The organism is Pantoea sp. MQR6, from assembly GCF_022761075.1.
Classification (GTDB): Bacteria; Pseudomonadota; Gammaproteobacteria; order Enterobacterales; family Enterobacteriaceae; genus Pantoea; species Pantoea phytostimulans.
In genome coordinates this window covers 205,591-231,344 of record NZ_JAKYXB010000001.1, presented here as the reverse complement: position 1 = coordinate 231,344, position 25,754 = coordinate 205,591, and the positions used below count along the sequence as shown (strand labels likewise).

At 51.8% G+C, this 25,754-nt stretch carries 25 protein-coding genes and 2 tRNA genes; 14 read left to right on the top strand and 13 right to left on the bottom strand.

Annotation, left to right across the window (positions count from 1 at the left end; translation table 11 throughout):
* Positions 1 to 13: 13 nt before the first annotated feature.
* On the bottom strand, positions 14 to 253 hold the full coding sequence (locus MUG06_RS01085; RefSeq protein ID WP_215846009.1) for a hypothetical protein: 240 nt from the start codon (positions 251 to 253) through the stop codon (positions 14 to 16).
* 267 nt (positions 254 to 520) lie between these two features.
* Between MUG06_RS01085 and MUG06_RS01080 the strand changes: the two genes are divergently transcribed.
* Positions 521 to 1,741: an MFS transporter gene (locus MUG06_RS01080; RefSeq protein ID WP_215846008.1), complete on the top strand. Its 1,221-nt coding sequence runs from the start codon at positions 521 to 523 to the stop codon at positions 1,739 to 1,741.
* A gap of 67 nt (positions 1,742 to 1,808) precedes the next feature.
* On the opposite strand, the gene MUG06_RS01075 is transcribed toward MUG06_RS01080, so the two are convergent.
* Positions 1,809 to 2,684, bottom strand: a complete 876-nt coding sequence (locus MUG06_RS01075) for an SMP-30/gluconolactonase/LRE family protein (protein WP_243077468.1) — start codon at positions 2,682 to 2,684, stop codon at positions 1,809 to 1,811.
* 263 nt (positions 2,685 to 2,947) lie between these two features.
* Between MUG06_RS01075 and MUG06_RS01070 the strand changes: the two genes are divergently transcribed.
* Positions 2,948 to 3,115, top strand: coding sequence for a hypothetical protein (locus MUG06_RS01070; RefSeq protein ID WP_215846003.1), 168 nt, complete (start codon positions 2,948 to 2,950; stop codon positions 3,113 to 3,115).
* A gap of 71 nt (positions 3,116 to 3,186) precedes the next feature.
* Here the strand turns inward: MUG06_RS01070 and MUG06_RS01065 are convergent, their stop codons facing one another.
* The 4 genes from MUG06_RS01065 to MUG06_RS01050 form a co-directional block, all read right to left on the bottom strand.
* Entirely contained in the window at positions 3,187 to 3,468 is a 282-nt protein-coding gene (locus MUG06_RS01065; protein ID WP_215846001.1) for a hypothetical protein, read from the bottom strand.
* A 253-nt stretch (positions 3,469 to 3,721) separates the two neighbouring features.
* The gene (locus tag MUG06_RS01060; protein ID WP_243077467.1) at positions 3,722 to 4,525 is read right to left on the bottom strand and encodes a hypothetical protein; all 804 of its coding nucleotides are present in this window, start codon (positions 4,523 to 4,525) and stop codon (positions 3,722 to 3,724) included.
* Between the two features lie 9 nt (positions 4,526 to 4,534).
* The gene (locus tag MUG06_RS01055) at positions 4,535 to 4,987 is read right to left on the bottom strand and encodes a universal stress protein (protein WP_215845998.1); all 453 of its coding nucleotides are present in this window, start codon (positions 4,985 to 4,987) and stop codon (positions 4,535 to 4,537) included.
* A gap of 7 nt (positions 4,988 to 4,994) precedes the next feature.
* Positions 4,995 to 5,780, bottom strand: coding sequence for an IclR family transcriptional regulator (locus MUG06_RS01050; RefSeq protein WP_243077466.1), 786 nt, complete (start codon positions 5,778 to 5,780; stop codon positions 4,995 to 4,997).
* A 151-nt stretch (positions 5,781 to 5,931) separates the two neighbouring features.
* On the opposite strand from MUG06_RS01050, the gene MUG06_RS01045 reads away from it, so the two are divergent.
* The 3 genes from MUG06_RS01045 to ypdK all read left to right on the top strand — a co-directional run bounded on the left by MUG06_RS01045 (position 5,932) and on the right by ypdK (position 8,842).
* Positions 5,932 to 7,533: an MFS transporter gene (locus MUG06_RS01045; RefSeq protein WP_243077465.1), complete on the top strand. Its 1,602-nt coding sequence runs from the start codon at positions 5,932 to 5,934 to the stop codon at positions 7,531 to 7,533.
* Positions 7,534 to 7,539: 6 nt separating this feature from the next.
* Positions 7,540 to 8,568: an HlyD family secretion protein gene (locus tag MUG06_RS01040; RefSeq protein WP_243077464.1), complete on the top strand. Its 1,029-nt coding sequence runs from the start codon at positions 7,540 to 7,542 to the stop codon at positions 8,566 to 8,568.
* A gap of 202 nt (positions 8,569 to 8,770) precedes the next feature.
* A complete protein-coding gene (gene ypdK / locus MUG06_RS01035) occupies positions 8,771 to 8,842 on the top strand; it encodes a membrane protein YpdK (protein WP_006120362.1) in 72 nt (23 codons plus the stop codon).
* A 39-nt stretch (positions 8,843 to 8,881) separates the two neighbouring features.
* On the opposite strand, the gene alaC is transcribed toward ypdK, so the two are convergent.
* Positions 8,882 to 10,117 carry an alanine transaminase gene (gene alaC, locus MUG06_RS01030; protein ID WP_215845992.1) on the bottom strand — a complete coding sequence of 412 codons (1,236 nt, stop codon included), beginning with the start codon at positions 10,115 to 10,117 and terminating at the stop codon, positions 8,882 to 8,884.
* 118 nt (positions 10,118 to 10,235) lie between these two features.
* Complete coding sequence (locus tag MUG06_RS01025; protein ID WP_215845990.1) at positions 10,236 to 10,760, bottom strand: GNAT family protein; 525 nt, start codon at positions 10,758 to 10,760, stop codon at positions 10,236 to 10,238.
* 278 nt (positions 10,761 to 11,038) lie between these two features.
* Between MUG06_RS01025 and MUG06_RS01020 the strand changes: the two genes are divergently transcribed.
* Both MUG06_RS01020 and MUG06_RS01015 read left to right on the top strand, forming a co-directional pair.
* Entirely contained in the window at positions 11,039 to 12,709 is a 1,671-nt protein-coding gene (locus tag MUG06_RS01020; RefSeq protein ID WP_279233939.1) for a sensor histidine kinase, read from the top strand.
* Entirely contained in the window at positions 12,706 to 13,428 is a 723-nt protein-coding gene (locus MUG06_RS01015; protein WP_215845988.1) for a LytTR family DNA-binding domain-containing protein, read from the top strand. The genes MUG06_RS01020 and MUG06_RS01015 overlap by 4 nt, the downstream gene beginning before the upstream one ends.
* A gap of 34 nt (positions 13,429 to 13,462) precedes the next feature.
* Here the strand turns inward: MUG06_RS01015 and glk are convergent, their stop codons facing one another.
* Both glk and MUG06_RS01005 read right to left on the bottom strand, forming a co-directional pair.
* Positions 13,463 to 14,428, bottom strand: coding sequence for a glucokinase (gene glk, locus MUG06_RS01010; RefSeq protein WP_215845987.1), 966 nt, complete (start codon positions 14,426 to 14,428; stop codon positions 13,463 to 13,465).
* A 162-nt stretch (positions 14,429 to 14,590) separates the two neighbouring features.
* Complete coding sequence (locus tag MUG06_RS01005; RefSeq protein ID WP_243077462.1) at positions 14,591 to 16,240, bottom strand: thiamine pyrophosphate-binding protein; 1,650 nt, start codon at positions 16,238 to 16,240, stop codon at positions 14,591 to 14,593.
* Positions 16,241 to 16,458: 218 nt separating this feature from the next.
* Here MUG06_RS01005 and mgrA point away from each other — a divergent pair, with 218 nt between their 5' ends.
* Positions 16,459 to 17,448, top strand: coding sequence for an L-glyceraldehyde 3-phosphate reductase (gene mgrA / locus MUG06_RS01000; RefSeq protein WP_243077461.1), 990 nt, complete (start codon positions 16,459 to 16,461; stop codon positions 17,446 to 17,448).
* Between the two features lie 175 nt (positions 17,449 to 17,623).
* Positions 17,624 to 17,995, top strand: coding sequence for a DUF2502 domain-containing protein (locus MUG06_RS00995; RefSeq protein WP_243077460.1), 372 nt, complete (start codon positions 17,624 to 17,626; stop codon positions 17,993 to 17,995).
* Positions 17,996 to 18,047: 52 nt separating this feature from the next.
* Here the strand turns inward: MUG06_RS00995 and MUG06_RS00990 are convergent, their stop codons facing one another.
* Positions 18,048 to 19,289 (bottom strand): Nramp family divalent metal transporter, encoded by a 1,242-nt coding sequence (locus tag MUG06_RS00990; protein WP_215845981.1) that lies wholly within the window; start codon positions 19,287 to 19,289, stop codon positions 18,048 to 18,050.
* A 368-nt stretch (positions 19,290 to 19,657) separates the two neighbouring features.
* On the opposite strand from MUG06_RS00990, the gene MUG06_RS00985 reads away from it, so the two are divergent.
* The 5 genes from MUG06_RS00985 to MUG06_RS00965 all read left to right on the top strand — a co-directional run bounded on the left by MUG06_RS00985 (position 19,658) and on the right by MUG06_RS00965 (position 25,315).
* Complete coding sequence (locus MUG06_RS00985) at positions 19,658 to 20,851, top strand: NupC/NupG family nucleoside CNT transporter (protein WP_243077459.1); 1,194 nt, start codon at positions 19,658 to 19,660, stop codon at positions 20,849 to 20,851.
* Between the two features lie 205 nt (positions 20,852 to 21,056).
* Positions 21,057 to 22,142 (top strand): LLM class flavin-dependent oxidoreductase, encoded by a 1,086-nt coding sequence (locus MUG06_RS00980; RefSeq protein ID WP_243077458.1) that lies wholly within the window; start codon positions 21,057 to 21,059, stop codon positions 22,140 to 22,142.
* The gene (locus MUG06_RS00975) at positions 22,142 to 23,122 is read left to right on the top strand and encodes an ABC transporter substrate-binding protein (protein WP_243077457.1); all 981 of its coding nucleotides are present in this window, start codon (positions 22,142 to 22,144) and stop codon (positions 23,120 to 23,122) included. Before MUG06_RS00980 ends, MUG06_RS00975 begins: the two co-directional genes overlap by 1 nt.
* Positions 23,119 to 23,709 carry a cysteine dioxygenase gene (locus MUG06_RS00970; protein WP_309140142.1) on the top strand — a complete coding sequence of 197 codons (591 nt, stop codon included), beginning with the start codon at positions 23,119 to 23,121 and terminating at the stop codon, positions 23,707 to 23,709. Before MUG06_RS00975 ends, MUG06_RS00970 begins: the two co-directional genes overlap by 4 nt.
* Complete coding sequence (locus MUG06_RS00965; protein ID WP_243077456.1) at positions 23,702 to 25,315, top strand: rhodanese homology domain-containing protein; 1,614 nt, start codon at positions 23,702 to 23,704, stop codon at positions 25,313 to 25,315. The genes MUG06_RS00970 and MUG06_RS00965 overlap by 8 nt, the downstream gene beginning before the upstream one ends.
* Before the next feature lie 101 nt (positions 25,316 to 25,416).
* Here MUG06_RS00965 and MUG06_RS00960 read toward each other — a convergent pair.
* Positions 25,417 to 25,492, bottom strand: a tRNA-Ala gene (locus MUG06_RS00960).
* Between the two features lie 46 nt (positions 25,493 to 25,538).
* Positions 25,539 to 25,614 (bottom strand) — tRNA-Ala (locus MUG06_RS00955).
* Positions 25,615 to 25,754: the final 140 nt, after the last annotated feature.

Sequence of the window (25,754 nt, the reverse complement as noted above, 5' to 3'; positions counted from 1 at the left end):
ATTCTGTTGAGTGTCAGGCCCATTGTTGTTGGTTTATATTAAGTTTCTGTGGTTGATTGATGGCTTTACGCGCAATCCAGTAAAGCAACACACGCTCATCGTCACTATCACGATCGGCCATCGACAGCAGCTTCAACGCCAGAGTCGACTTTGTTACCGGCTGTTGTTCTACGCTCAGTTCAATCACAGCCTGACCGATAATGCAGCACACTTCATTCTCGCTGGTAACGGATTCATATGTACGGTCTTTCATATTTCCTCCTGATAAGTGAACCCTTAGCCTGGCAAAAAAACTACAAACCTGCTTTCACAACGCGCTGATTGAAACATTATCTTACGGCTAATTACCGTTACTTATTACTTTGCCGCTTCGGTTACATTTAGCGGTCAAACCGTTCATACCCGCTTAGTGGCATTTCATTCCGTTTACCGTTGCGTTCATTCCGTTGTTTCTCCTGCGCGCGAAAGCCTGAAGTAACCTGAATGCAGTTTCCAGATTCCCAGGCGGGAGAGATAAGTCATGAATCAGACTCAACAAGCGTCTTACCAGCGTACGCGCTGGCTTACCCTGATCGGCACCGTGATTACGCAGTTTGCACTGGGTTCGGTTTACACCTGGAGTTTATTCAACGGGCAGTTATCACAAAAACTGGATGCCTCAGTCAGTCAGGTGGCGTTCTCGTTTGGACTGCTCAGCCTGGGTCTGGCTGTCGCGTCGTCATTGGCGGGTAAATTGCAGGAACTGTTTGGCGTACGTAACGTGACGATTGGCGCGGGCATTTTAATGGCGCTGGGCTTTTGGCTGACAGCCCATGCGGACAACCTAATGATGCTCTATCTCAGCGCCGGCATTTTAGTGGGTCTGGCGGATGGCGCGGGTTATCTGATGACATTATCGAACTGCGTTAAGTGGTTTCCTGAGCGGAAAGGCATGATTTCAGCCTGTGCGATTGGTGCATATGGTTTGGGAAGCCTGGGTTTCAAATTCATCTGTGGCGCGCTGCTCACACGCTTTGGTCTGGAGCAAACCTTCATTATTTGGGGTCTGCTGGCGATGTCGATGATTATCATCGGTGCCTTGATGATGCGTGAAGCACCACAACAAAGCGCAGCGAATGCCATTCGCGAACGAACACGTGATTACACGCTGGCGCAATCGGTACGCTTACCGCAGTACTGGATGTTGGCGTTGATGTTCCTGACTGCCTGCATGAGCGGTTTGTACGTTATCGGGGTGGCGAAAGATATTGGTGAAGGCTTGGTGCATTTGACAACGCAAACTGCTGCAAACGCGGTAACGGTGATTGCGATTGCTAACCTCAGCGGCCGTTTAATCCTCGGCGTGTTGTCAGATAAGATGGCGCGTATTCGCGTCATTTCACTGGCGCAGATTGTGTCACTGACCGGTATGAGCGTATTGCTCTTCACCCAGATGAATGAAACCACCTTCTTCTTATCAGTCGCCTGTGTCGCCTTTAGTTTCGGCGGCACGATTACCGTGTTTCCGTCATTGGTCAGTGATTTCTTCGGCCTGAATAATTTGACCAAAAACTATGGATTAATTTATCTCGGCTTTGGTATTGGTAGCGTGATGGGATCGCTGGTGGCTTCGCTGTTCGGTGGATTCACTGTCACCTTCAGCTTGATTATGACGTTATTAGTGATCTCACTGTTTTTGTCATTGACCGTTCGTCTACCGCAGCGTGATGCCCCCGGCAAGCAGCTGTTACAGCGCAACTGATCCGCACATACCCTGCGGCACAATAGTGCTGAAAAAAGGGCTGCATGCGTTGCAGCCCTTTTTCGTTTTAGCCGCGAAACAGCGGCTCAGCAAGACCTGCAATATCAAGCTCCACCGAAAAAATGTCGCCTGATTGCGGGTAGCGTGCCAGCTCTTCCTCGGTACGATCTTCACGTGAACTGGTGATATAGAGCGTCTTCAAATCCGCGCCTCCGAACGCCACCATGGTGGGCCATTTCACTGGCAGGGCGATTTCATCAACAATCTCTGCGCTGTTGGGATCGATACGCACTACGCGCCCGCCATCAAATTGCGCAGACCAGTAAAAGCCTTCACTGTCGACCGCGGCGCCATCGGGCAAACCGCCTTTTGCATCAAAACGGCGGAAGAGTTCGCGTTCGCCCGGTTCGCCGCTCTCATTCAACGGATAGCGATATAACACCTCGTTCGGCGTATCGCTGTGATACATCCAGCGGCGATCGGCGGAAAAAGCCAGGCCGTTTGAGATTTTTATGTCACGCGCTTTTACTTCCAGTTCCAACGCTGAATTGACTCGGCACAGCAGGCCACCGTTTTTGTCTTGTGGTTCCCAAAGACTGCCACACCAAAAGTTGCCCCAGGGATCGACGCGTCCGTCGTTGAAACGGCTTTTCGCCGCAATGCCCGGATTGTCTGCCACTTTGCGCTGTGGCTTGCCTTGCGCATCCAGTAACCACACACCGCTACGAAGCGCTGCAATCAAGCCGCCCTCTTCCCGTAAGCCAATGCATCCCACTTCTTCAACCTGCGGAAAGGTCTTCACTTCACCACTGCGTGGATCAAAGCAGTGGATAGCGGGTGCCAGAATGTCAACGCACCATAAAACCTGCTCCTTGACTGACCACAACGGGCATTCGCCTAATTCAGCTTGTAAAGCTAACGCTGTTTTAACTGTATGTGGCATTGCTCTCTCCCAATCAGATAACCTGATAATAATGTAGCGGCAATTTCGCCCGGAATGAGAATTATTTTCTCTTGATTTTAGGACTATTCTCGCCGATAGTATTTTCTATTCAGTGAATTCTGATTGGATTATATTTTCTTGCTGCAAAAAACCGCACTTTGTAATACTCCGAAATATCTCTCTAAATAACTCTACATTTTGTGCATCTTCACTCCATTTTTCCGGCGTAATGTCGTAGTCATCGGAAAAGAGGAGAACTTTCCATGAAAAATATTATTAAAGTCGCTTCGGTGTTTGCGCTAATTACTTTACTTAGCGGCTGTATCATTGGACCGCGACACGGCGGCGGATATCATGGAGGCGGAGGTTATCATGGAGGGCATCACGGCGGTTATCATGGCAATAACCATGGCGGGTATCATCGCCGCTAACGGGCAAAGATTTCACACAGCATAAAATAAAAATAAGATCAGGGCGGGACAATGTATCCCGCCCTTTTTTATTAACTCTTCACCGCATAATTACATTGATACCAAGCCTTCTTCAGACCTGGAATATGGCTATCCTGCGCCGGTAAAGATTCAACTTTATCAAATCCTTTCTTATTGCAATATTCCGCCAGATCAATGTCCAGCGCGTCTTTATTAACTTTCTCTGGATCAAAACGATATTGCACTGTATTTGAACGGGTATCTTCATCAATGCGTTCAAATGCTCCCGGTTTGTTGGCAGTACAACCGCTCAACAGAATAAGCGCCAGTGCGCCCGTTAATAATTTATTCATTTTTTCATGTCCTCACATTGCCGCGCAGTGTAAGCCGCTACAGCAGACGCATCCATAGGATTAATGCGCGAATTCTTTCAATATCACGAGATTTCACCGATTAAATCAATAAGATTAAACGGCTATATCTATCATCAACGGCGTGACAAGATGCATTCAGACAAAACGAAGTCTGTACCACACCAGGTAAAATCCAGAAGAAAAACTCATCTTGACCTTTCTAGCCCGCGCTGAGCGGGCTTTTTTTTGCCTGCTAGCCGGAAAGTGCAATCATTCTACGAAGCAAATTGGCCGCTTGCTTGTCAGGTAATGCGAGAATCGCGCTATAAAGATCGATCGACATCACGCACATTGATGAACGATCTACAGCGGTATCGGCTGGCATGTTCAATTGCTGCAGCTTATCTCCCCATTTTTTATAGAGATGTGCCACGATATTTTGCAGATCCCGCTGGGCTGTGACTTTATCCATTGGCTGTTCCGCGCCAGTGCTGGCCAGCAACAGCTGTTCCATCGCCTGCGCGTCCAGTTTATTCAACTCGGCAGAAAGGGTTTTCTCAACATTCACACCGCCGCTAACTTGCGGATAAAGATAGCGAAAGCAGAGCTGAGGATCGCGCTGGTTCAGCGCCTGCATCTCTTGCACTGAAACACCGATATAATTGACGACGGCTTTATCTGATGCGCGCATCAAACGCTGATTAATGACGTCCGCCAGCCAACCACGCAGTTCGCCAATCGCCTGCTGCGGTGATTCACCCGCACGGGTTTTGTGCAGGAACTCCTGTACCAGCAATTGCCACAGCGCAGGTTCCTGCTGTTGTAAAACGCGATAACCGGGCGTTTGTGACAGCAGCAGCACCGCTTTTTCGCGCTGCTGCGCTTGCTGCTGCTTGGGTTGTACCCAACTGAACCAGAGTAAATTCGCCAGGAGCAGCGGAAAAACAAAAATAAGCACGCCTTGCCAGGCTCGCAGTCGCGTCGTTTTTATCAGCACGATGATAATCAACGCCAGCAGCGCAAAAGCCACCAGCGTAATGATGAACAGAGAGGTCATGCGGAAAAGTTAGTCCTTACGAACGTCAATTAAAACCGGGCAATGGGCTCGTTCAATCACAGAAGCACTCACCGATCCTTTCAGTAAGCGATTAAAGGATGAAAGATGGCGACGACCCATAATAATCATGCTGGTTTGAAGCTGTTCCGACTGGGCAATGATGGTATCAGCCGCTTCGCCCGCCAGGATCATTCCGCGCGCATTTACGCCAGCACGTAACAGTAATGCCAATGCACGGCGCACCACCATCTCGGCACTGTTTTGCTCATCTTGCGCGGCAAGGAAATCAGCGGGATCTTCACCTGCATCAATCTCAATCGGTTGGTTGCAAGAGGAATAAGATGGGTCAATGCAGCACAGCACCACAACCTGCGCGTTATGCGCCAGCGCTTCATCAGTGGCCAACGAAATAACTTTTTCAGAGACCGGCGAATTATCAATGGCCATTAACAAGGTTTTCATCAAAGGGTTATCCTTCTACAGCGGCGATTTTGCCAATTTCGCGCACCAGCGCGTCTTTGCACTTGAGTATTTCTTCACGATAGCGAGCTTCGTGCTTAAGAAATCGTGCAGTCGGTACCAGTAAAGAGACAGAGAAACGGCCAAACAGCGTATCTAGCGCCACCGCCATGGTGGAGATGCCTTCCAGCGTTTCCCCCCGATCGTAAGAGATGCCGGTTTCACGTACTTCCGCGATTCGTTCAAGCAATTGAGGCAGGGTTTTCACCGTCATTTCAGTGAGTTCACGGTAAGCTTCACCCACCATAACCCGCACATCTTCATCGCTTTCTAACGCCAGCAATGCCCGACCACCAGACGTACTGTAAAGCGGAAGATTCAACCCTATACGCGGCACTACGCGCAGTTCACGCGTTGCCACCACATAATGCACGATAGCCAATTGTGTGCCGCTGGCGCGCGCCAGTGAAACGGTTTCGTTGATGTCGGCGCACAATTTTTCCAGCAGCGGCTTCGCTAAATCCACCACATCGGTGTGCACGCTTGAAATAAGTTTGAGCAGCGCCGGGCCAAGTCGCAAACCCCCTGCGCCGGTACTGCGTACCAATTGCGCACTGTCGAGCGCCGCAACAATGCGTTGTACCGTTGAGCGGGGTAAATCAACCGCCTGCGCGATTTCTCCCAAGCTCATGCCGCCTGGGTGTTCTCCCAGGGCGTTTAAGATTTTTGCTGCGCGAGCGATAACCTGAATACCACCGGTTTTTTCATCCTCGCGGCTGGATGGAAGTTGAGCCATAGCGTCGTCCTGTTTGAGCTGCCCTACTGTAACGCGAAAAAAACACTTTTTACAGCCTGTACCACATTGCAATACAGCATATCGGGATGTAAGATTACGACCTGTATCACATCGCAATACACTGCATCATAAAAACAAGAGATCACCTGCTATGACCGTCAAGCCAGCCCCCGCGCCGGCGCTCCATCCTTTTACTCTGCGCCTTGCGCTGGGTTTGATCGGCGTATTAATTGCTGCACTGACCACGGGATTAAACGATCGCGTTACCGATATCGCTTTAGCTGATATTCGTGCGGCTATCGGCATCAGCTACGATCAAAGTAGCTGGATAATTTCTGCTTATCAGGCCGCCGAAGTGGCGGCGATGATGATCGCGCCTTGGTTTGCCGTTACCTTCTCGCTACGCCGCTTCACATTAACGGTGGCGGCGGGTTTTATGCTGACCGGCATTCTGCTGCCATTGATGCCAACCCCGGCAATGTTTATCGGTTTACGCGTATTACAGGGTTTATTTGGCGGTGCGCTGCCGCCGATGCTGATGACCGTTGCGTTGCGCTTTCTGCCGCCACCGCTAAAACTGTATGGTCTTGGTGCTTATGCCTTAACCGCGACGTTTGGCCCTAATATGGCCGCATCGTTGGCAGCGTTCTGGACCGATGATGTCAGCTGGATGTTTGTGTTCTGGCAAGTCGTGCCCGCGATGCTTATCGCAATGGTATTGATTGGCTACGGATTGCCACAGGATCCCCTGCGTATTGAACGTTTTAAGCAGATTGATCTGTTTGGCATGCTCACCGGTTGCAGCGCCATGTCACTGCTGATCCTGGTGCTCACTCAAGGCGAACGCCTCGACTGGCTCGATTCGCCGTTAATTGCCGGCATGCTGCTGACCGCGCTGCCGCTGTTTGTGGTGTTCCTGATTAACGAATGGTTTCATCCGCTGCCCCTGTTTAAGTTACAGATGCTGCAACGCCGTAATCTGACACATGGATTACTGGCGCTGGCAGGCGTATTGATCGTTTCGCTTTCAGGATCTGCCCTGCCTTCCGCTTACTTTGCTCAGGTTGAAGGTTTCCGTACTGTGCAGTTTGCACCGCTGGCGTTAACCATCGGCCTGCCGCAGTTGCTCATCGCCCCACTGATTGCGGCGTTGCTCAATATTCGCTGGATTGACTGTCGCTGGATGCTGGCGGCGGGACTGGGATGTTTAGTGACTTCCTCTCTTTTAGGGATGCAGATCACCAGCGACTGGGCGCGAGAAAACTTTTGGCTGATTCAAATCCTGCAAGCTTTCGGACAGCCGATGGTGATCTTGCCGATATTGATGACCGCGACCAGCGTGGTCGCACCGCCGGAGGGGCCTTTTGCCTCAGCAATGTTTAATACCGTGCGTGGTTTTTCCAGCATTGCGGCATCAACGTTAGTGAGCTGGTTTGTCAGCCACCGTGAGCAGTTTCACTCCAATATTTTGATCAACAACGCGGCCAACCGTTCGTGGTTAATGACCGCATCAGAGAGTAGCCAGGCCAACAGTAGCCATCCGCTGTTGCCTGACGGCAGCGTTAGCGCGACCGAAAACCTCAGTGGTTTTGCAACATTAATAAAGCATCAGGCGCTGGTATTGAGTCTTAGCGATACCTGGCTGCTGCTGATTGGCTTTGCCGCCTTCCTGCTTTTATTGACAGCCATTGTGCCGAAGCGCGTCTGGCCACCACAAACTTTGATTCAACCCGTATCACCGACGTCGAGATAATTGAATATGCGTGCTTTAGTAATGAGAAAAACTGTGCTGCTGAGCCTGCTATTGCTGGTTTTACTGGTCATGGCCTTTTTTGTCTGGTCTGCGATGACCGACAACGATCACCGCACCAATGATGCTTACGTCAATGCCGACTACACGTTAGTTGCGCCAAAAGTGTCCGGCTATATCGCCAGTGTAAATGTGCAGGATAACCAGCAGGTAAAAGCGGGCGACGTGTTGGCAACGCTGGACGATCGAGATTATCGCGTGGCACTGGAAAGTGCCGCAGCAGATTTGCAAGTGAGCCAGGCCAAACTGCTCAGCAGTCAGGCGCAGCTAGAACAGCAGCAATCCGTGATTGATCAGCAAAAAGCCAGCGTTGCGGCCAGCCAGGCATCTGCGCAATACGCCGGACAAAGTGCCGATCGCTACAATCGCCTGTATAAAAGCGGCACTGTGGCGGCTGATGATCAGCAAAAAGCCAGTTCGACCCAGCGCTCAGCACAGGCGGCGGTGCGCCAAAGTCAGGCGGCATTAGCCTCAGCAATGAAAGAAGTGGGCGTGTTACAGGCAGCAGTGGGTTCGGCAGAAGCCGATGTCGCAGCGGCTAAAGCCAGCGTTGATCAGGCGCGACTTAATCTCTCTTACACGCGCATCACTGCGCCCGTGTCGGGTATGGTGGGTCAACGATCCGTGCGTTTGGGTGCCTACGTTTCTGCCGGCACTCGCCTGCTGGCGGTCGTCCCGCTGCAGCAAACTTACATCACCGCCAACTATCTTGAGACGCAATTAGCGGATGTCCGGCCAGGTCAGCGCGTTAACGTGACAGTGGATGCGCTACCCGGTAAAACCTTTGTAGGCCGCGTTGACAGCATTGCTCCAGCCACCGGCGCCACCTTTTCTGCCATCTCTCCCGACAACGCAACAGGTAACTACACTAAAGTCGTTCAACGCCTGCCAGTGAAAATTGTGCTGGATAGCGAGCAGCAAAATCTGGCGCAATTACGGGTAGGCATGTCCGCGATCCCTGAAATTCAGGTGCGTTAAATTTTGTGAGTAATATCTCAGTATCACCCTATTTCATTTACGACTGAATCCGCGTAAATTAGCGCCCGATCCTGTTCTGAGTTGCTCAGATCGACCCGAGAAAAAGCGTTTCGTGGTAGTAAGCGGAGACCTTGTTCTCAATCTGTTCGCGTTGCGCTGGCCGGGGATCGCCATCATCGTAACCGCTCAGAGGAGTTGTTTTGTGAAATATGCCTTGATGGGAATTTCGTTTTTCGTGTTGCTGTGGGTTGGCACTTTTGTGCTGATGCTGTAACGCCGCAGGGGGCGACATCGCTGTCGCCCCAGTTGGCTTTTACGCCTCTTCTTCCAGACTTTTTACGCTGCCCGGCAGAATGCCATCGGCGCGAAACATCGCTTTAATTCCCCGCACCGCCTGCCGAATACGATCGCTGTTCTCAATCAGAGCAAATCGCACATGGGTATCGCCGTAATCACCAAAACCGATGCCCGGCGAGACGCAAACTTTCGCTTCTTGCAGCAGATGTTTAGCAAACTCCAGCGAACCCAGATGCGCATAGTGATCGGGAATCTTGGCCCAAACGTACATTGAAGCTTTTGGATTATCGACCATCCAGCCCGCCTCGTGCAGCCCTTTTACCAGCACATCACGTCGACGTTTATACTGCTCGGCAATATCGCGCACGCATTGCTGATCGCCTTCCAGCGCCGCAATGGCAGCAACCTGTAGCGGCGTGAAGGTACCGTAATCGTGGTAACTTTTTATCCGCGCCAGCGCTGAAACCAGCTCTTTGTTGCCAACCATGAAACCGATTCGCCAGCCCGCCATATTGTAACTTTTTGACAAGGTAAAGAACTCTACCGCCACGTCGCGGGCGCCGGGCACCTGCATAATCGACGGCGCTTTCCAACCGTCATAGACGATGTCAGCGTAGGCAAGATCGTGAATCACCAGCACGTTGTACTGTTTAGCCAGCGCAATGACGCGCTCGAAGAAATCGAGTTCCACGCACTGTGCGGTGGGATTGGACGGGAAGCCCAGCACCATCATCTTGGGTTTGGGATAGCTTTCACGGATGGCGCGTTCCAGTTCGTTGAAGAAATCAACGCCCGCCACCAGTGGAACAGAACGCACCTGCGCACCCGCAATCACCGCACCATAGATATGAATCGGATAGCTGGGATTTGGCACCAGCACGGTATCGCCGTGATCGAGGGTAGCCAGCATCAGATGCGCCAGACCTTCCTTCGAACCGATGGTGACAATGGCCTCCGATTCTGGATCGATTTCAACCTCATAACGCTCGGCGTACCAGCGCGAAATGGCGCGACGCAGGCGTGGTATGCCTTTGGACGTTGAATAGCCATGCGTGTCGTCTCGCTGGGCAACCTGACACAGCTTTTCCACGATATGGGGCGGCGTTGGGCCGTCAGGATTTCCCATCGAAAAGTCGATAATATCTTCGCCGCGTCGACGCGCAGCCATCTTCAGTTCGGCAGTGATATTGAAAACATACGGAGGTAAACGTTCGATACGCGAGAAACGACGGGGTGTGCTGTTATCAGCCATGGAGTCCTCTGGATTACGTTAGCGCCCGGACCGTCCGAGCGACGCTGGTCACTGCGGTGACCTGAACAAGAACATAACGTGGCGATAACAAGTTTGTCGAGAGCCGCAGAAAATTATTTTATTTTTCCTGATTCAGCCGACCCAGCACCCAATCGTTTACCCAACGACCGTTTAGCAGATAATTATCCCGCAGTGTACCTTCAAGCTGAAAACCGTTTTTTTCCAGAATCCGCCGCGACGGCCAGTTGCCCTCAATCACCATCGCCTTGAGTTTGTGAAAATCAGCTCTGAGCAAAAACTCACACAGCGCCGCCAGCGCTTCACTGCCAAAACCCTGGCCGCAATGACGGCTTAACAGCATGTAGCCCACTTCCGCCTGACGATAAGGCGCCCATTCCGGGCTACAACCAAACAGGCCAATAGCTTCACCGTTATCGCGCCGCCGCGCGACCAGACACAACATGTGAAAACTGGTGGTTTGCCATGGTGCGAGGCGCTCGTGAAAACGCTGGCGCAGGTCGGCCTCATCAGGAATTTCACTCACCCACGTCATGGTGGTGTGGTCTTCATGTACGGCGCGAAACAGCTGCCAATCTTCAGACTTCAACGTACTTAAAATTAATCTGGATGTGGTTAAGTGCATTACTCTGCTCCCGTTCGCGGCGAGTTAGTGGTTACTGGCACGCTTTGTCCTGGCAACATAGCAAACCGGTTGATTGACAACCAGCGTCTCGCACATGAAAAACAGATCCCCTTTTTATCACTCAACCTTTCCTCTTTTGTGATTTTTAAGCAGATAAATTGATCTGGCGAAGAAACATCGCGCTTAACGTTGATCGCTGCTAGCGGATCGCGATCACATTTTTTATCATGGCTATCACCTTTTCCTACCAAGGGTCGCCTGTGTCTTCCCACTTCACGATGTTGCTGGCGGTGTTTGATCGTGCCGCGTTGATGTTGATCTGCCTGTTTTTTCTGACGCGCACTCGCCTTTTTCGCCAATTGCTGCAAAAAGATGAACACACGCCGCTGGAGAAAGTGGCAGTCACCGGCATCTTTTCACTGTTTGCGCTGTTCAGCACCTGGTCAGCCGTTGAGGTAGACGGTTCACTGCTTAATGTCCGCGTGATAGCGGTGATGGCCGGCGGCATTCTGTTTGGTCCTTGGGTCGGCATCGCCACCGGTATTATCGCGGGTTTGCATCGTTTCCTGATCGATATCCACGGCGTGACCTCGGTGCCTTGCCTCATTACCAGCATCATTGCCGGAGTTGTGGCTGGCGGCATTAATCGTCGGGTGTTAAAAGAGCATCGCTGGCGCGTCGGTATTCTTGGCGGCATGCTGTGCGAAAGCCTGACGATGCTTTTGATCGTGCTGTGGGCGCGCCCCACCTCTGTTGGTATAGCGATTGTGTCTGAAATCGCGCTACCGATGATTTTAGGTGCCTCCAGCATTGGCTTGATCGTGTTGCTGGTGCAAAGCGTCGAAGGTGAAAAAGAGGCAATCGCCGCACGGCAGGCCAAGCTGGCGCTGGATATCGCCAATAAAACCTTGCCGCTGTTTCGTCAGGTAAACAGCGAATCATTGCGTAAAGTTTGCGATATTATTCGACGTGATATCAAAGCAGATGCGGTGGCAATGACCAACAAACAGCAGATTCTGGCCTATGTCGGTTATGGCGAAAAAAACTATCAGCACGGCGACGATGACATCAGCCCCACCACTGCACAGGCCATTGCCAGTGGAAAAATAATCATCAGAAACAACGATGAAGCGCATCGAACCAAAGATATTCATTCGATGATTGTGATCCCACTGTGGGAGAAGGGCAAAGTCACCGGCACGCTGAAAATCTACTATCGCCGCGCTCACCGCATTACGGGATCGTTAAAAGAGATGGCGATTGGCCTGTCGCAAATCATCTCTACGCAATTAGAAGTGTCACGCGCCGAACAGCTACGTGAAATGGCCAATAAAGCGGAACTGCGTGCTTTGCAGAGTAAAATAAATCCCCATTTTCTGTTTAACGCACTGAACGCAATCTCCTCTTCCATTCGCTTAAATCCCGATACGGCGCGCCAGTTGGTGATCAACCTTTCTCGCTATTTGCGCTACAACCTTGAGCTTAATGACGATGAAATCATCGATATTAAAAAAGAGTTGTGGCAGGTCAAAGATTACATTGCGATAGAGCAGGCACGCTTTGGTGACAAGCTCACCATGATTTATGACGTTGATGAGGATTTGCACTTTTCACTGCCGAGCCTGCTGATTCAGCCGCTGGTGGAAAATGCCATCGTACACGGTATTCAGCCCTGTAAAGGCAAAGGTGTGGTCACGCTAAGCGTCAGGGATTTAGGCGATCGGGTGCGTATTTCAGTGCGCGATACCGGACAAGGAATCAGTGACGATGTGATAGCGCGAGTGGCACGTGATGAGATGCCTGGAAATAAGATTGGCCTGCTTAATGTGCATCACCGCGTAAAGCTGCTATCCGGTCAGGGATTAACCCTTGTGCGCCACCAACCCGGCACAGAAATTTCTTTCACCTTGAGTAAAAACGGCCAGTTACTGGTGGGGAGCCTTGCGTGAAAGCGATCATCGTTGAAGATGAATTTTTAGCCCAGCAAGAGTTAAGCTGGATGATTCAGCAACACAGCCAAATTCACATTGAAGCCTGTTTTGATGATGGACTGGATGTCCTGAAATACCTGCAACAACATCGCGTTGATGTGATCTTTCTCGACATCAATATCCCGTCGCTGGACGGCATGTTGCTGGCGAAGAATATTAATCAGTTCGCCCATAAACCGTTGATTGTTTTTATTACTGCCTGGAAAGAACATGCTGTGGAGGCGTTCGAACTTGAGGCTTTTGACTACATTCTTAAGCCCTATCACGAATCACGCATTGTCACTATGCTCAGCAAGCTGGAGGCGACCTGGCAACAGCAGCATACGCAAACGCCTGCCGCCCATGTCTCGCAGACCGTAAATTTGCAAAAGGATGAGCGCATCATCGTTACTGACGTCAATGATATTTATTACGTCGAAGCGCATGAAAAATTGACGTTTGTTTATACCCGACGCGAAGCCTATGTGATGTCGATGAACATCAGTGAATTTTGTTCCCGCCTGCCCGAGCAACAGTTTTTCCGCTGCCACCGCTCTTACTGTGTGAATCTCAATAAGATTCGTGAGATTGAGCCGTGGTTCAACAATACCTATCTGCTGAAACTGCGCGATCTTGAATTTCAGGTGCCGGTGAGCCGCAGCAAGGTGAAAACCTTCCGCCAACTGATGCGTTTATAGCGAAAAAAAACGGCCCACAGGCCGTTTCAAAACGTTAAAGCTCGCGTCCCAGCGTCTGACGCAAATGCGCGCCTGCGCCTAACAAGCCCGGCTGATCGTGGGTGATCATGTAGACGGGGATATCCGCCACGTAATCGCGGAAGCGACCCTTGTCTTCAAACGCGGCGCGGAAGCCAGACGCTTTGAAAAATTCCAGGAAGCGCGGCACGATGCCACCAGCGATATACACGCCACCGAAAGTGCCAAGGTTCAATGCCAGGTTACCGCCAAAACGGCCCATGATGACGCAGAACAGCGACAATGCACGACGGCAATCAATGCAGCTGTCGGCCAGGGCGCGTTCGCTGACATCTTTCGGTTTCAGGTTTTCCGGTACGCGATGATCCGCTTTCACGATAGCGCGATAAAGGTTCACCAGGCCAGCGCCCGAGAGCACGCGCTCGGCTGAAACGTGGCCCAACTCTTCACGCAGCACTTCCAGAATTTGATCTTCTTCTTCACTGTTTGCCGCGAAATCGACGTGGCCGCCCTCGCCCGGCAGGCTAACCCAACGTTTATCCACGTGGACTAAATGGCTGACACCTAAACCGGTACCTGCGCCATAAATCGCAATCGGCTTATCTTTGATCGGTTCTTTGCCGCCAAACTGAATCATGTTTTCAGCGCTTAACATCGGGATCGCCATCGATACCGCGGTAAAGTCGTTAATGATCTCAAGGTGTTCGAAACCGATGTTCTCTTTTAACGTGCGCGTTGAGAACGCCCAGTCGTGGTTGGTCATTTCAACCCAGTCATCGGTAATGGGGCAGGCAATGGCAATACAGCCATCTTTAATGTCCTGCTTTTGTTCATCAAGATAATGGCGGATGACGGCTTCGAGGCTGTCGTATTCTGATGTTGAGAATGTTTTGGCCTGGGAGATGCTGCCGCTTTCCACCTCACACAAGGCGAGACGGGCATTTGTGCCGCCGACATCGCCGACCAAGGCATAGGTTGTCATTCTTCTGTTGCTCCGCTTGGGGTCTTTAAGAGTTGGAGGACACTATAAAATCCTGCCCATAAAACAACAACGCTCACCGGTGGGAAAGGTGAGCGTCTAACTCAAGGTGATGCACAGCCTAACCGCGATAGCACGCAGTGCACAGCGGCAACTTTCTGAATCTTATCCGCTGTTACGTTGATTCAGGCACGCCGTGACTTTACGCAGCAGGGGCGGCAGGTCATCTTTCTGCATAACGACTTCCACCAATGTCAACCGCTGCGGCTCGGCAAGTCGCGCCATCACTGCTTGTAACTGTACGGTTTCACTGATGCGCCAACCCTGCGCCTGGCCGTGCAGGCTAAGGGCTTGCGGCAGCGCCGTCCAGTTCCACTGGGCGATATCATTGTAACGTTGTGTTGCGCCATGAATTGCACGCTCAACGGTATAACCTTCATTGTTCAGTAGAAAAATGATCGGCTGCTGATTATCACGCAGCATCGAACCGAGTTCCTGAATGGTTAACTGCGCCGAACCATCACCAATAATCAAGATAACGCGCTGATCAGGTTTGGCGGTTTGTGCGCCAAAAGCTGCCGGTAAAGTATAGCCGATTGAACCCCACAATGGCTGCACCAGCAATTGCGCCTGTGAAGGTAAACGCAACGCAGCCGCACCAAAAGCAGCGGTGCCTTGATCAGCAAGGATAATGTCGCCCGGCTGGATAAATGTTTGCATCGCACGCCAGAACGCGTTTTGGCTGATGTAAGCCGCATCTTCAACGGGTATGCAGGGTAAAGCCGCTGGCGCAAGTGACCAGCGTGATGCATAACGCTGAAACAGCGTGAGCAGTACTTCAAGCGCTTCATTCATGCCGATCGCGAAGTGTTGTCCCGCCACACTGGCGCTTTCAAGTTGCAAATCAATCAGCTTTTCGGTGGTAAACTGCTGGGTAAAGCCTGCTGTCAGGGTATCGGTAAAACGCACGCCAACGCAGATCGTGACATCAACCAGCTCAATTAACGCGCTGACATTGCCTTCGCTGGCTTTACCTGCGTAGGTGCCGACATAACCGGGCTGTTGTTCATCCAGCACCCCTTTACCCATCAACAAACTGGCGCAAGGAATGGCACGTTCAGCGCGCAGATCAGCCAGCGCAGCTTGTTGCTGGCAGCGCAACGCCAAAAAATCGGCTAACAATGAGACGCGCTGAGCTGAAGATAACAACGTTTCCGCAGCCAACTGGAAATCAACGCGTGCTTGCGGTGAGGATTGAAGAGTAAAATTCAGCGGCTGGGTTGGCGGTTTAACGTCGATTTGTGCCACATCCACCGACAACATCAAATATCCCGGCCGCTTTGCCTGCATCGCGCTAATAATGACCCGATCAATTTCTGCCGTGGCGTTTTCTGCACTGAGCTGTGCGGTGGCAACGCAGACTTCCTGCGCCATACGAATGAAATGGCCAAAGTCGCCATCACCCAACGAATGGTGAACGCAATCACCCTGCTGCTGTGCCTTGCTGGAAGGCGCGCCAACAATGTGGATCACCGGCAGGTATTCTGCGTAGCTCCCCGCAATGCCATTAATGGCGCTGAGCTCACCGACACCAAAAGTCGTCAGTAACGCCGCAGCGCCGTTGCAACGTGCGTAACCATCGGCGGCATAGGCCGCATTAAGTTCATTGGCGCAGCCAACCCAGGCTATTTCAGGGTGGCTGATGACGCGATCAAGGAATTGCAAGTTGTAGTCGCCTGGCACGCCAAAAAGATGGTTCACACCCATCTCCTGCAGGCGTTTCAGTAAATAATCACCAACGGTAAAAGAGGCCATAATCAGATCATCCTTTAGGAGATTGTCCTTTTGAGTATCCAACATGACGCTGATTCAGCGAGAAATTCGACGCGCATCGCCGGGGATTAGTTGGCAAGCTAACGTTACGATGGCAGATAATTCCGTAAATGTGAGATCCATGACGCGTTGCGACTAAGTGTAAACGTATACACTGCTATGCTTTCGGCTCATTATCTCGTTTGAGACAGGAACGCTGTATGACCTCTTTCCCGCATCCCGATCGTTATCAACAGATGGAATACCGCCGCAGCGGCCGTAGTGGCCTCAAATTGCCAGCCATTTCGCTGGGGTTATGGCATAACTTTGGCGACAGTACGCGCGTCGATAATAGCCGTGCGCTGCTGCGCCATGCTTTTGATCGTGGCATCACCCATTTTGACCTGGCTAATAATTACGGCCCGCCACCGGGTTCGGCGGAAGAGAACTTTGGCCGTATCCTACGCGAAGATTTTCGACCTTATCGTGATGAATTAATTATCTCGACCAAGGCGGGCTACACCATGTGGGATGGCCCTTACGGCGATTGGGGATCACGCAAATATCTGGTTTCTAGTCTTGATCAAAGCCTGAAGCGCATGGGGCTGGAATATGTCGATATCTTTTATCACCACCGTCCTGACCCGGAAACGCCACTGGAAGAAACGATGCGCGCACTGGATCATGTGGTGCGTCAAGGCAAAGCGCTGTATGCCGCTATTTCGAATTACCCCGCCGATCGCGCGGCTGAAGCCATTGCTATTTTGCGCGATCTCGGCACGCCATGCCTGATTCACCAGCCGCGCTATTCGATGTTCGAACGCACGCCGGAACACGGTTTACTGCACACGCTGAAAGATAACGGTGTTGGCTGTATCGCCTTTTCACCGCTGGCGGGCGGCGTGTTAACCGATCGCTATTTGCAAGGCATCCCGGAAGATTCACGCGTTGCCAGCGGCAGTAAATTCCTGCAGGAAAACCAGCTGACCGATGAGAAAATGGAAAAAGTGCGTAAGCTGAATGTGGTGGCGCAGCAACGTGATCAAAAGCTGGCACAGATGGCGTTGGCTTGGGTACTGCGTGATGAAAGCGTGACGTCAGTGTTGATTGGTGCCAGTAAAACTGCGCAAATTGACGATGCCGTTGAAATGTTAGCGCAACGCCAGTTCAGCGAAGCAGAACTGGCGGCGATTGAAGCTGCTTTAGCGTAATAAATCTTGTGTAACCGCTTTCTCGCCCGGTTTTCACCGGGCATATTCCCCGCCAGAAAATTCTCAATTAAGATTATCCCTACAACATTCAGACAAAATCTAAACGATACGCTGGCAGTAAAATGGCAGAATAGCGCCACGGTAGCGGTCACAAGCTACTGATTAGGAGATAATTATGAAACGTGCAATTCTGTTTGCCGCTTTGCTGGCAAGCCTGTCGCCGCTGGCGATTCACACAGCTCAAGCAACAAGTGCTTCAATCGACCTGGCGCCTGGCGTCACGCTGCATCTTGGCGATCGCGATCGTCGCGGTTACTTTTGGGACGGTGGTCGCTGGCGCGAACCGCGCTGGTGGAACGATCGTTACTCCTATAATGATCGCCGCTGGTGGCGACATGAAGAGTGGCGTCGCCATCAAGAAAGGGAGCGCGAACGCCACTGGCAAGCAAAAGAGCGTGAGCGCCGCTGGAAACATGAGCATCGTCGTGATCATCACGACCGCCACGATCGTCATGACCATCACGATCATTGGGACCATCGTCATTAATAAAAAAAGCCCGGTTAGCAATAACCGGGCTTTTTTTGTTTTGGCGGAAGGGCTACAGACCTAACACTTCACCGACCAAAAGATAGATATTCAACGCCACCACCAGCAGTACGATTAAACGTCCGGCGTTTTGCATCAAACGTGAATTCACCATCTCATCGCCCATAATTTCGCGATTACCGGTAAATGACAGCAGCGGAATCAGCGCCAGCGCGATACCAAAACTCAGCAGCACCTGACTGAATACCAGAATGCGCGTGGGATCCCAGCCGGCCCAAATCACAATAAATGAGGGTAACATCGTCACGGTACGACGCACCCACAGCGGAATGTGGAAGCGGATAAAGCCTTGCATCACCACCTGCCCCGCCAGCGTTCCCACCACGGTTGATGAAAGACCGGCAGCCACCAGACTCAAACCAAACACGGTGGCTGCGGCATGGCCCAATAACGGTTGCAGCGTGAGATAAGCCTGATCAAGATCGGCGATTCCGCTGTGGCCGCTGAAGTGAAATGCCGCCGCGGCCGTCGCCATCATGGCCAGATTCACAAAGCCGGCAATCGTCATGGCAATCGCCACATCTAACTTAGTTGAGGAGTATCGCTCGCCTTTAGTGCCGCGCGTGTCACCTTGGGTTAAGGCTGAATGCAGATAGATAACGTGCGGCATGATGGTTGCGCCTAATACGCCAGCCGCAAGGAATACCGCATCAGAAGTCGGTAATGATGGCAGCGCCATCCCCATTACCAGTTCGCTGACTTTGGGCTGCGAGAAGAACAGCTCAACGATATAGGCCGCTGCAACAAACAGCAGCAAGCCACCAATCACCAGCTCAAGCGGTTTTTGCCCACGGCTTTGTAGCATCAATATCAGGAAAGTGGCGATACCGGTGAGCACCGCGCCTTGCATCAGCGAGATACCTAATAATAATTTGAAGCCGAGTGCTGCCCCGATAAATTCAGCCAGATCGGTAGCCATGGCGATGATCTCCGCCTGCACCCAATAAAACCAGACTGCAGGCCGGGGAAAGCGATCTCGGATGTGCTCCGCCAGGTTTTTACCTGTGGCGATGCCCAGCTTGGCTGACATTAACTGGATCAACATCGCCATGATGTTGGCCCAGACCACCACCCACAGCAATTTGTAGCCATAGGCAGCACCAGCCTGAATATTGGTCGCAAAGTTACCCGGATCGATATAGCCAATAGCGGCGATAAAAGCGGGCCCTAACAATGCAAGTTTTACTTTTCTTGCTCCGCGAGCGGCTCGCTCGGCGGCACGGCTTTCAAACATAATTTCTATCCTGTCTGAACGTAAGTTCACCCGTGCAGTTTACGGGTCCGCCTTTACCATTAAAATTTGGTTATGATTATTGTTCTAATAGATAGTGCTATAAAGTATAGCCTTTGCTATACCTTGAGGCAAAGAAAGTGCCTGATAAAATGTGAACAACCGTTTCACTCTACTCGCGGTTCAAATTATAGACAATAAGTTTGTGGATATTCGCTGTGTACTTTTTGTAAACAAGACGTGATCGGTGAGAGTTTTCTGAGAAATAGCGTGATAGCGAATACTTATATTGTGGAACAGATCTCGTTTTTAAGTAACGCGTTACATAGAATACGCAGCAAAATACAACTCTCCTCAAATTTGGAGCAAACATGTCCCCTGTTTTGCATTTTCTTTTAGCACTGGTGGTAGTCGGCGTGTTGGCCTTGTTGGTCAGCCACGATCGTAAAAGTATTCGCATTCGTTACATCGTTCAGCTTCTGGTTATTGAAGTCTTGCTGGCGTGGTTCTTCCTTAACTCCGAAGCAGGTCTTGGATTTGTGCAAGGTTTTGCCGGGATATTTGACCATCTGTTGAAATACGCCGCAGAAGGGACGAACTTCGTTTTTGGCAACATGAGTGAGAAAGGCCTCGCCTTCTTCTTCCTTAATGTGTTGTGCCCGATTGTCTTTATCTCTGCGCTGATCGGTATTCTTCAGCACTTCCGCATTCTGCCGTGGGTTATTCGTGGCATCGGTACCGTGCTGTCAAAGGTTAATGGTATGGGTAAGCTGGAATCCTTTAACGCCGTTAGCTCTCTGATTTTGGGACAGTCAGAAAACTTCATCGCCTATAAGGATATTCTCGGCAAGATGTCACAACGCCGCATGTACACCATGGCAGCAACAGCCATGTCTACTGTGTCGATGTCAATCGTCGGCGCGTACATGACGATGCTGCAGCCAAAATATGTGGTGGCCGCGCTGGTGCTTAACATGTTCAGCACCTTTATCGTGCTGTCGCTGATAAACCCGTACCGCATAGACAGCGAAGAGGATCTGCAATTACAGGATTTACATAAAGGCCAGAGCTTCTTCGAAATGTTGGGCGAATATATCCTCGCCGGTTTCCGCGTCGCGATTATCGTAGCGGCGATGCTGATCGGTTTTATCGCCCTGATTTCCGGCCTGAATGCATTGTTTGATCTTATCTTCGGCATTAGCTTCCAGGGTGTGTTGGGTTACGTCTTCTTTCCGTTTGCATGGATGATGGGTGTGCCTTCGGGGGAAGCGCTGCAAGTGGGCAGCATCATGGCAACCAAACTGGTTTCCAATGAGTTTGTGGCAATGATGGATCTGCAGAAAGTGGCGGGTCAGCTGTCGCCGCACTCAGAAGGTATTCTTTCAGTGTTCCTGGTTTCCTTCGCTAACTTCTCCTCTATCGGGATTGTAGCCGGTGCCATTAAGGGTCTGAACGAAGAGCAAGGTAATGTGGTTTCGCGCTTCGGCCTGAAGCTGCTGTACGGCTCAACCCTGGTCAGCGTGTTGTCTGCCGCCATTGCCGGCCTGGTATTGGCTTGGTCATAAATTTCGATTCATAAAGACAAAGGGCGAGCCTGACTCGCCCTTTTCTTCTGAGTTATTCCCATCGGTTATATCCGCTATAAACGTTCTCCCGCCGCCGCTCGCCGCCTTTCGCCAGATAACGCAAATCCTTTGCACAATAACGAATTTCCATCCTGTGCCGCTCAGCCCGTAATTTTTCTTCATGACTTAACATCAGGAGAAAAAAATGAGCATTCAGTTTCTCGGTATGATTGGCCATCGCCTGGCTTCCGAAATCATTCCTGCCAGCGGACCGCTGTTCGATAAAAACTATATCGCCGATTTTGCCCGCGCTCATGAGCAGGCTGGATTCGATCGTATCCTGGTTGGATATTGGTCTGATCAACCCGATGGTTTCCTCGTCACCGCTCATGCGGCAGCTAATACGTCACGCATTAAATTTTTGCTCGCGCATCGCCCCGGCTTTGTCTCGCCCACGCTGGCAGCACGCAAGTTGGCAACGCTTGATCATCTGACTGATGGACGACTGGCGGTGCATATCATTAGCGGTGGCAGCGACAGTGAACAGCGTCGTGACGGTGATTACCTCAATAAAGCCGAACGCTATGCACGCACTGACGAATTTCTCAGTGTCCTGAAACAGAGCCTGACATCTGGTGAAGCTTACGATCACGACGGCCATTTCTATCAGGCTGAAAAGGCGTTTTCAGCCATCAAACCGGTGCAGAATCATCTTCCGGTTTACTTTGGTGGATCCTCTGAGGAAGCGATTGATGTCGCTTCACGCCATGCAGACGTCTTTGCTTTATGGGGCGAACCGCTGGCGGGTGCAGCCGAAACGGTTCGCAGCGTGCGCGCTGCTGCTGCAAAACATCATCGCGAGATTAAATTTAACATCTCGTTTCGACCGATACTGGGCAGCACGGAAAAAGAAGCCTGGGAGCGCGCCGAACATATCCATGAAACCGCGCGTCTGCAGCTGGCAGAAAGCGGCTATACCTTTGGCTTGCCAAAACCACAAAGCGTTGGCGCACAGCGTTTGCTGGATGCCGCTAATCAGGGCGATCGTCACGATAAAGTGTTGTGGACCGGCATCGCAAAACTGGTAAGCGGTGGCTACAACTCCACGGCGCTGGTCGGCACGCCAGATCAGGTTTCCGATGCTTTGCTGGATTACTATCGCCTTGGCATCGACAGCGTCTTAATTCGCGGCTTCGATCCGCTGAATGACGCATTGGAATATGGTCGTGAACTGATTCCGCTAACCCGCGAAAAAGTTGCCGCGTTGGGCAGCGAAAGAAGGAGCGCCTGATGCGACGGGCGGCCCTTTTTGCTGGTTTAACGCTGGCACTGAGTCTGAATCCCCTGTTTGCAGCGGAAAAAGTGGCACTACGCTTAGGCGATGTAAAAGGCGATCGCTTCGCCGCGCTTAAAGCCTCTGGCGAGCTGGATAATCTTCCTTATGAATTGAAACTCACCGCCTTTGATTCTGGGGCGCCGGTGCAGGAAGCGCTGAATGCTGGCGCCCTGGATGTTGGCTTTACCGGCGATTTACCGTTTTTGTTTGTTTATGCTGCGGGCGCACCGGTAAAAGCGGTCGGCGCCTGGCAGAATAATCCCGACAGCATTGCGCTGCTAACCCGTCCTGATGCGGGTATCAAAAGCTTGCAGGATCTCAAGGGCAAGCAGATTGCGGTAAACCGTGGCGGATGGGGACACTACTTGATCCTTGGCTTGCTGGAGCGCGCCGGACTTAAACCTTCGGACGTTACGCTGCGCTTTTTGAGCCCGGTTGACGGTCGTGCCGCGCTGACCTCCGGTGCAGTTTCGGCATGGGCGCCTTGGGAGCCCTATATTGCCACTTCAACCCAAGTTGATGGCACCGTTCGCGTACCCAATGGCGGCGGTAAAGGCGTGATGTCTGGCTATTCCTATGCGCTGGCGCGCAAAGAGGCGCTGAGCAATCCTGAAAAACGCCAGGCGATTGCGGACTTACTCACGCGCCTGGCGAAAGCGCAGGTCTGGGCAGAAAAGCATCCGCAACAGTTTGCCATTGTGCTGGGCAAAACCTTGAATATGCCGACCCGCATCACGCAGAGTTGGATTGCCGATGCGCGCATTCGACCGCTGGTTTTTGATCAATCACTCATTCCTACGCTGCAAAAATCTGCTGATTTCTTCCATCGCTACGACGTGTTGCCACACGTGGTTAATGTCAGCGATGCGTTTGACTTCAGCCTGTCAGCGGGAGCCAATCAAATTGCCAAACACGCTGCAGGAGACAAATCGTGAGTGAATTACAACATCACCGCTTACGCGACTTTGTCGCACAGCTTGCTGCCCTGCTGGATAGCCAGCCGCAGGAGGCAGAAATTCTGGAAAAAGGCAGCGAGCTGTTGCGTCCGCTGCTGCAACAGGATGACTGGCTGGATGAAACCTTTACTCAGCCACATTCTGAACATTATCAGCAATATTTGCTGCATGCAGACGCGCAGCAGCGATTTTCAGTAGTGAGTTTTGTCTGGGGGCCAGGCCAGCAAACGCCGATTCACGATCATCGCGTTTGGGGCTTGATTGGCATGCTGCGTGGCGCAGAAGTTTCACAATCCTTTTGCCTTACGCCGCATGGTTTGGCGGAAGAAGGCGTACCGGTGAGACTTGAACCAGGCCAGGTTGAAGCCGTATCACCTCGCGTGGGTGACATTCATCGCGTGAGCAATGCATTCGATGATCGCGTTTCTATCAGCATTCACGTTTATGGCGCAAACATTGGTGCCGTGAAGCGAGCGGTCTACCGCGAAGATGGCAGCGAAAAAACGTTTATCTCCGGCTACAGCAACCGTTACTTACCTAATATTTGGGACCTTTCACATGGCTGAACAGACTTTTCCCCTGCGCGATGCCGCAGACATTATCCAGGCACTGCGCCAACAGCAGGAAATTGCGTTAGTCGATGTGCGTGATGAAGCGCTTTATGCCACAGGTCATCCACTGTTTGCCGTCAATCTGCCGCTATCCAAACTGGAACTGGAATGGCTCGATCGGATCCCTCGTCGTGATACAGCCATCACACTTTATGACAATGGCGAGGGCTTAGCCCAGGCGGCGGCAGAACGTGTAACACGTTGGGGCTACAGCAATATTACGTTGCTAAAAGACGATCTTGACGGCTGGAAAGCTGCTGGTGGCGAGCTGTTTATTGATGTCAATTCGCCGAGTAAAGCGTTTGGTGAGTTAGTTGAGCATCACAATCAGACGCCTTCGCTGACGGCTGAAGATGTCAATGCGCTGCTGCGCGAGAAGGCTGATGTGGTGGTGCTGGATGCTCGCCGCTATGACGAATATCACACCATGAGTATTCCAGACGGTGTAAGCGTGCCGGGCGGGGAATTAGTGCTGCGCGTGCGAGATTTAGCCCCTTCACCCGCTACCACGGTGATTGTGAATTGCGCTGGCCGAACGCGCAGCATTATTGGAACGCAATCACTGGTGAATGCCGGGATTCGTAATCCGGTATTTGCGTTACGTAATGGCACCATTGGCTGGAAGCTTGCAGGATTATCGTTGGATCACGCTCAAACACGACGTTATGGCGCCACCAGCGATACTGCGCAACGTCAAGCAGCAGCTCAGGCGCGACGAGTAGCCGATCAGGCAGGCGTTTTGCGTCTTGATAAATCCGCGCTGGCGCGCTGGCAGCAGGAGGCAACCACTTATCTGTTTGACGTACGCGATGGCGAGGAGTTTTCTGCTGGTCACCTGCCCGGCAGTCGTTCAGTGCCTGGTGGGCAGCTAATTCAGGAGACCGATCATTACGCTAGCGTACGGGGCGCGCGGATTGTTCTGCTTGATGATGAAGGTGTTCGCGCCAATATGACGGCATCGTGGCTAGCGCAACTGGGCTGGCAGGTGGCCGTGCTGGATGGATTAACCGCACAAGACTTTAGCCAACAAGGCGGCTGGCAACCCCAGGTTCCATCCGCACCAGCGGCAGAATTTATCTCGCCTACGCAGCTTTCCGAATGGTTAGCGCAGAACAATACGCAGGTACTGGATTTCACTACCCGCGCTAATCACGTGAAAAGCCATATTCCTGGCGCCGCCTGGTTGCTTCGCTCGACGCTTCAGCAACAGGGAAACAGCGCACTGCCCGCAGCTGATCGTTATGTTTTAACCTGCGGCAGTAGCCTGCTAGCAGGATACGCAGTAGATCACGTCGCAGCGCTCACCGGTAAACCTGTTTATGTACTGGAAGGCGGAAACGCGGCATGGCGCAACGCCAATTTACCTACCGAAACGGGTGAGCAAAACCTGTTATCACCGGCAATTGACCGTTATCGTCGTCCTTATGAAGGCACCGATATCGAACCCGCCGTCATGCAGGCTTATTTAGATTGGGAATATGGTTTGGTTGCGCAGTTAGATCGTGATGGAACACACGGATTCCGCGTATTGAAAGTTCAGCAGGAAGGTGTGCCAGCGTAACGATATGGCGCAAAAAAGAGATATCACAACAGGGGCGGCAGCAATGTCGCCTTTTTTACAGATATTTTTTGAAATGCCTGAGAAATCAGGGCTTAAATGTTTGGTGGAGATAAGCGGGATCGAACCGCTGACCTCTTGCATGCCATGCAAGCGCTCTCCCAGCTGAGCTATACCCCCACATCTGAACATCGTTTTTACCGCGCCAAACTCTTGGGAAGAAGTTTGGTGGAGATAAGCGGGATCGAACCGCTGACCTCTTGCATGCCATGCAAGCGCTCTCCCAGCTGAGCTATACCCCCGAGCCGTAAAAACTGTCGCGTGAAGCGACGGACGGCATAATATGAAACCCCCTTCGGAGTGTCAACGGCAAAATCACTTTCTGTGTTCGATCGCTGAAAAAGGCGGCAATCATCCCGCAATGGCGCGCTACCGCTGCAGT

Excerpts from the sequence above, each read along its gene's own strand:
- MUG06_RS01085 (WP_215846009.1), bottom strand. The coding sequence starts at position 253 with ATGAAAGACCGTACATATGAATCCGTTACCAGCGAGAATGAAGTGTGC.
- MUG06_RS01080 (WP_215846008.1), top strand. The coding sequence starts at position 521 with ATGAATCAGACTCAACAAGCGTCTTACCAGCGTACGCGCTGGCTTACC.
- MUG06_RS01075 (WP_243077468.1), bottom strand. The coding sequence starts at position 2,684 with ATGCCACATACAGTTAAAACAGCGTTAGCTTTACAAGCTGAATTAGGC.
- MUG06_RS01070 (WP_215846003.1), top strand. The coding sequence starts at position 2,948 with ATGAAAAATATTATTAAAGTCGCTTCGGTGTTTGCGCTAATTACTTTA.
- MUG06_RS01065 (WP_215846001.1), bottom strand. The coding sequence starts at position 3,468 with ATGAATAAATTATTAACGGGCGCACTGGCGCTTATTCTGTTGAGCGGT.
- MUG06_RS01060 (WP_243077467.1), bottom strand. The coding sequence starts at position 4,525 with ATGACCTCTCTGTTCATCATTACGCTGGTGGCTTTTGCGCTGCTGGCG.
- MUG06_RS01055 (WP_215845998.1), bottom strand. The coding sequence starts at position 4,987 with ATGAAAACCTTGTTAATGGCCATTGATAATTCGCCGGTCTCTGAAAAA.
- MUG06_RS01050 (WP_243077466.1), bottom strand. The coding sequence starts at position 5,780 with ATGGCTCAACTTCCATCCAGCCGCGAGGATGAAAAAACCGGTGGTATT.
- MUG06_RS01045 (WP_243077465.1), top strand. The coding sequence starts at position 5,932 with ATGACCGTCAAGCCAGCCCCCGCGCCGGCGCTCCATCCTTTTACTCTG.
- MUG06_RS01040 (WP_243077464.1), top strand. The coding sequence starts at position 7,540 with ATGCGTGCTTTAGTAATGAGAAAAACTGTGCTGCTGAGCCTGCTATTG.
- alaC (WP_215845992.1), bottom strand. The coding sequence starts at position 10,117 with ATGGCTGATAACAGCACACCCCGTCGTTTCTCGCGTATCGAACGTTTA.
- MUG06_RS01025 (WP_215845990.1), bottom strand. The coding sequence starts at position 10,760 with ATGCACTTAACCACATCCAGATTAATTTTAAGTACGTTGAAGTCTGAA.
- MUG06_RS01020 (WP_279233939.1), top strand. The coding sequence starts at position 11,039 with ATGTTGCTGGCGGTGTTTGATCGTGCCGCGTTGATGTTGATCTGCCTG.
- glk (WP_215845987.1), bottom strand. The coding sequence starts at position 14,428 with ATGACAACCTATGCCTTGGTCGGCGATGTCGGCGGCACAAATGCCCGT.
- MUG06_RS01005 (WP_243077462.1), bottom strand. The coding sequence starts at position 16,240 with ATGGCCTCTTTTACCGTTGGTGATTATTTACTGAAACGCCTGCAGGAG.
- mgrA (WP_243077461.1), top strand. The coding sequence starts at position 16,459 with ATGACCTCTTTCCCGCATCCCGATCGTTATCAACAGATGGAATACCGC.
- MUG06_RS00995 (WP_243077460.1), top strand. The coding sequence starts at position 17,624 with ATGAAACGTGCAATTCTGTTTGCCGCTTTGCTGGCAAGCCTGTCGCCG.
- MUG06_RS00990 (WP_215845981.1), bottom strand. The coding sequence starts at position 19,289 with ATGTTTGAAAGCCGTGCCGCCGAGCGAGCCGCTCGCGGAGCAAGAAAA.
- MUG06_RS00985 (WP_243077459.1), top strand. The coding sequence starts at position 19,658 with ATGTCCCCTGTTTTGCATTTTCTTTTAGCACTGGTGGTAGTCGGCGTG.
- MUG06_RS00980 (WP_243077458.1), top strand. The coding sequence starts at position 21,057 with ATGAGCATTCAGTTTCTCGGTATGATTGGCCATCGCCTGGCTTCCGAA.
- MUG06_RS00975 (WP_243077457.1), top strand. The coding sequence starts at position 22,142 with ATGCGACGGGCGGCCCTTTTTGCTGGTTTAACGCTGGCACTGAGTCTG.
- MUG06_RS00965 (WP_243077456.1), top strand. The coding sequence starts at position 23,702 with ATGGCTGAACAGACTTTTCCCCTGCGCGATGCCGCAGACATTATCCAG.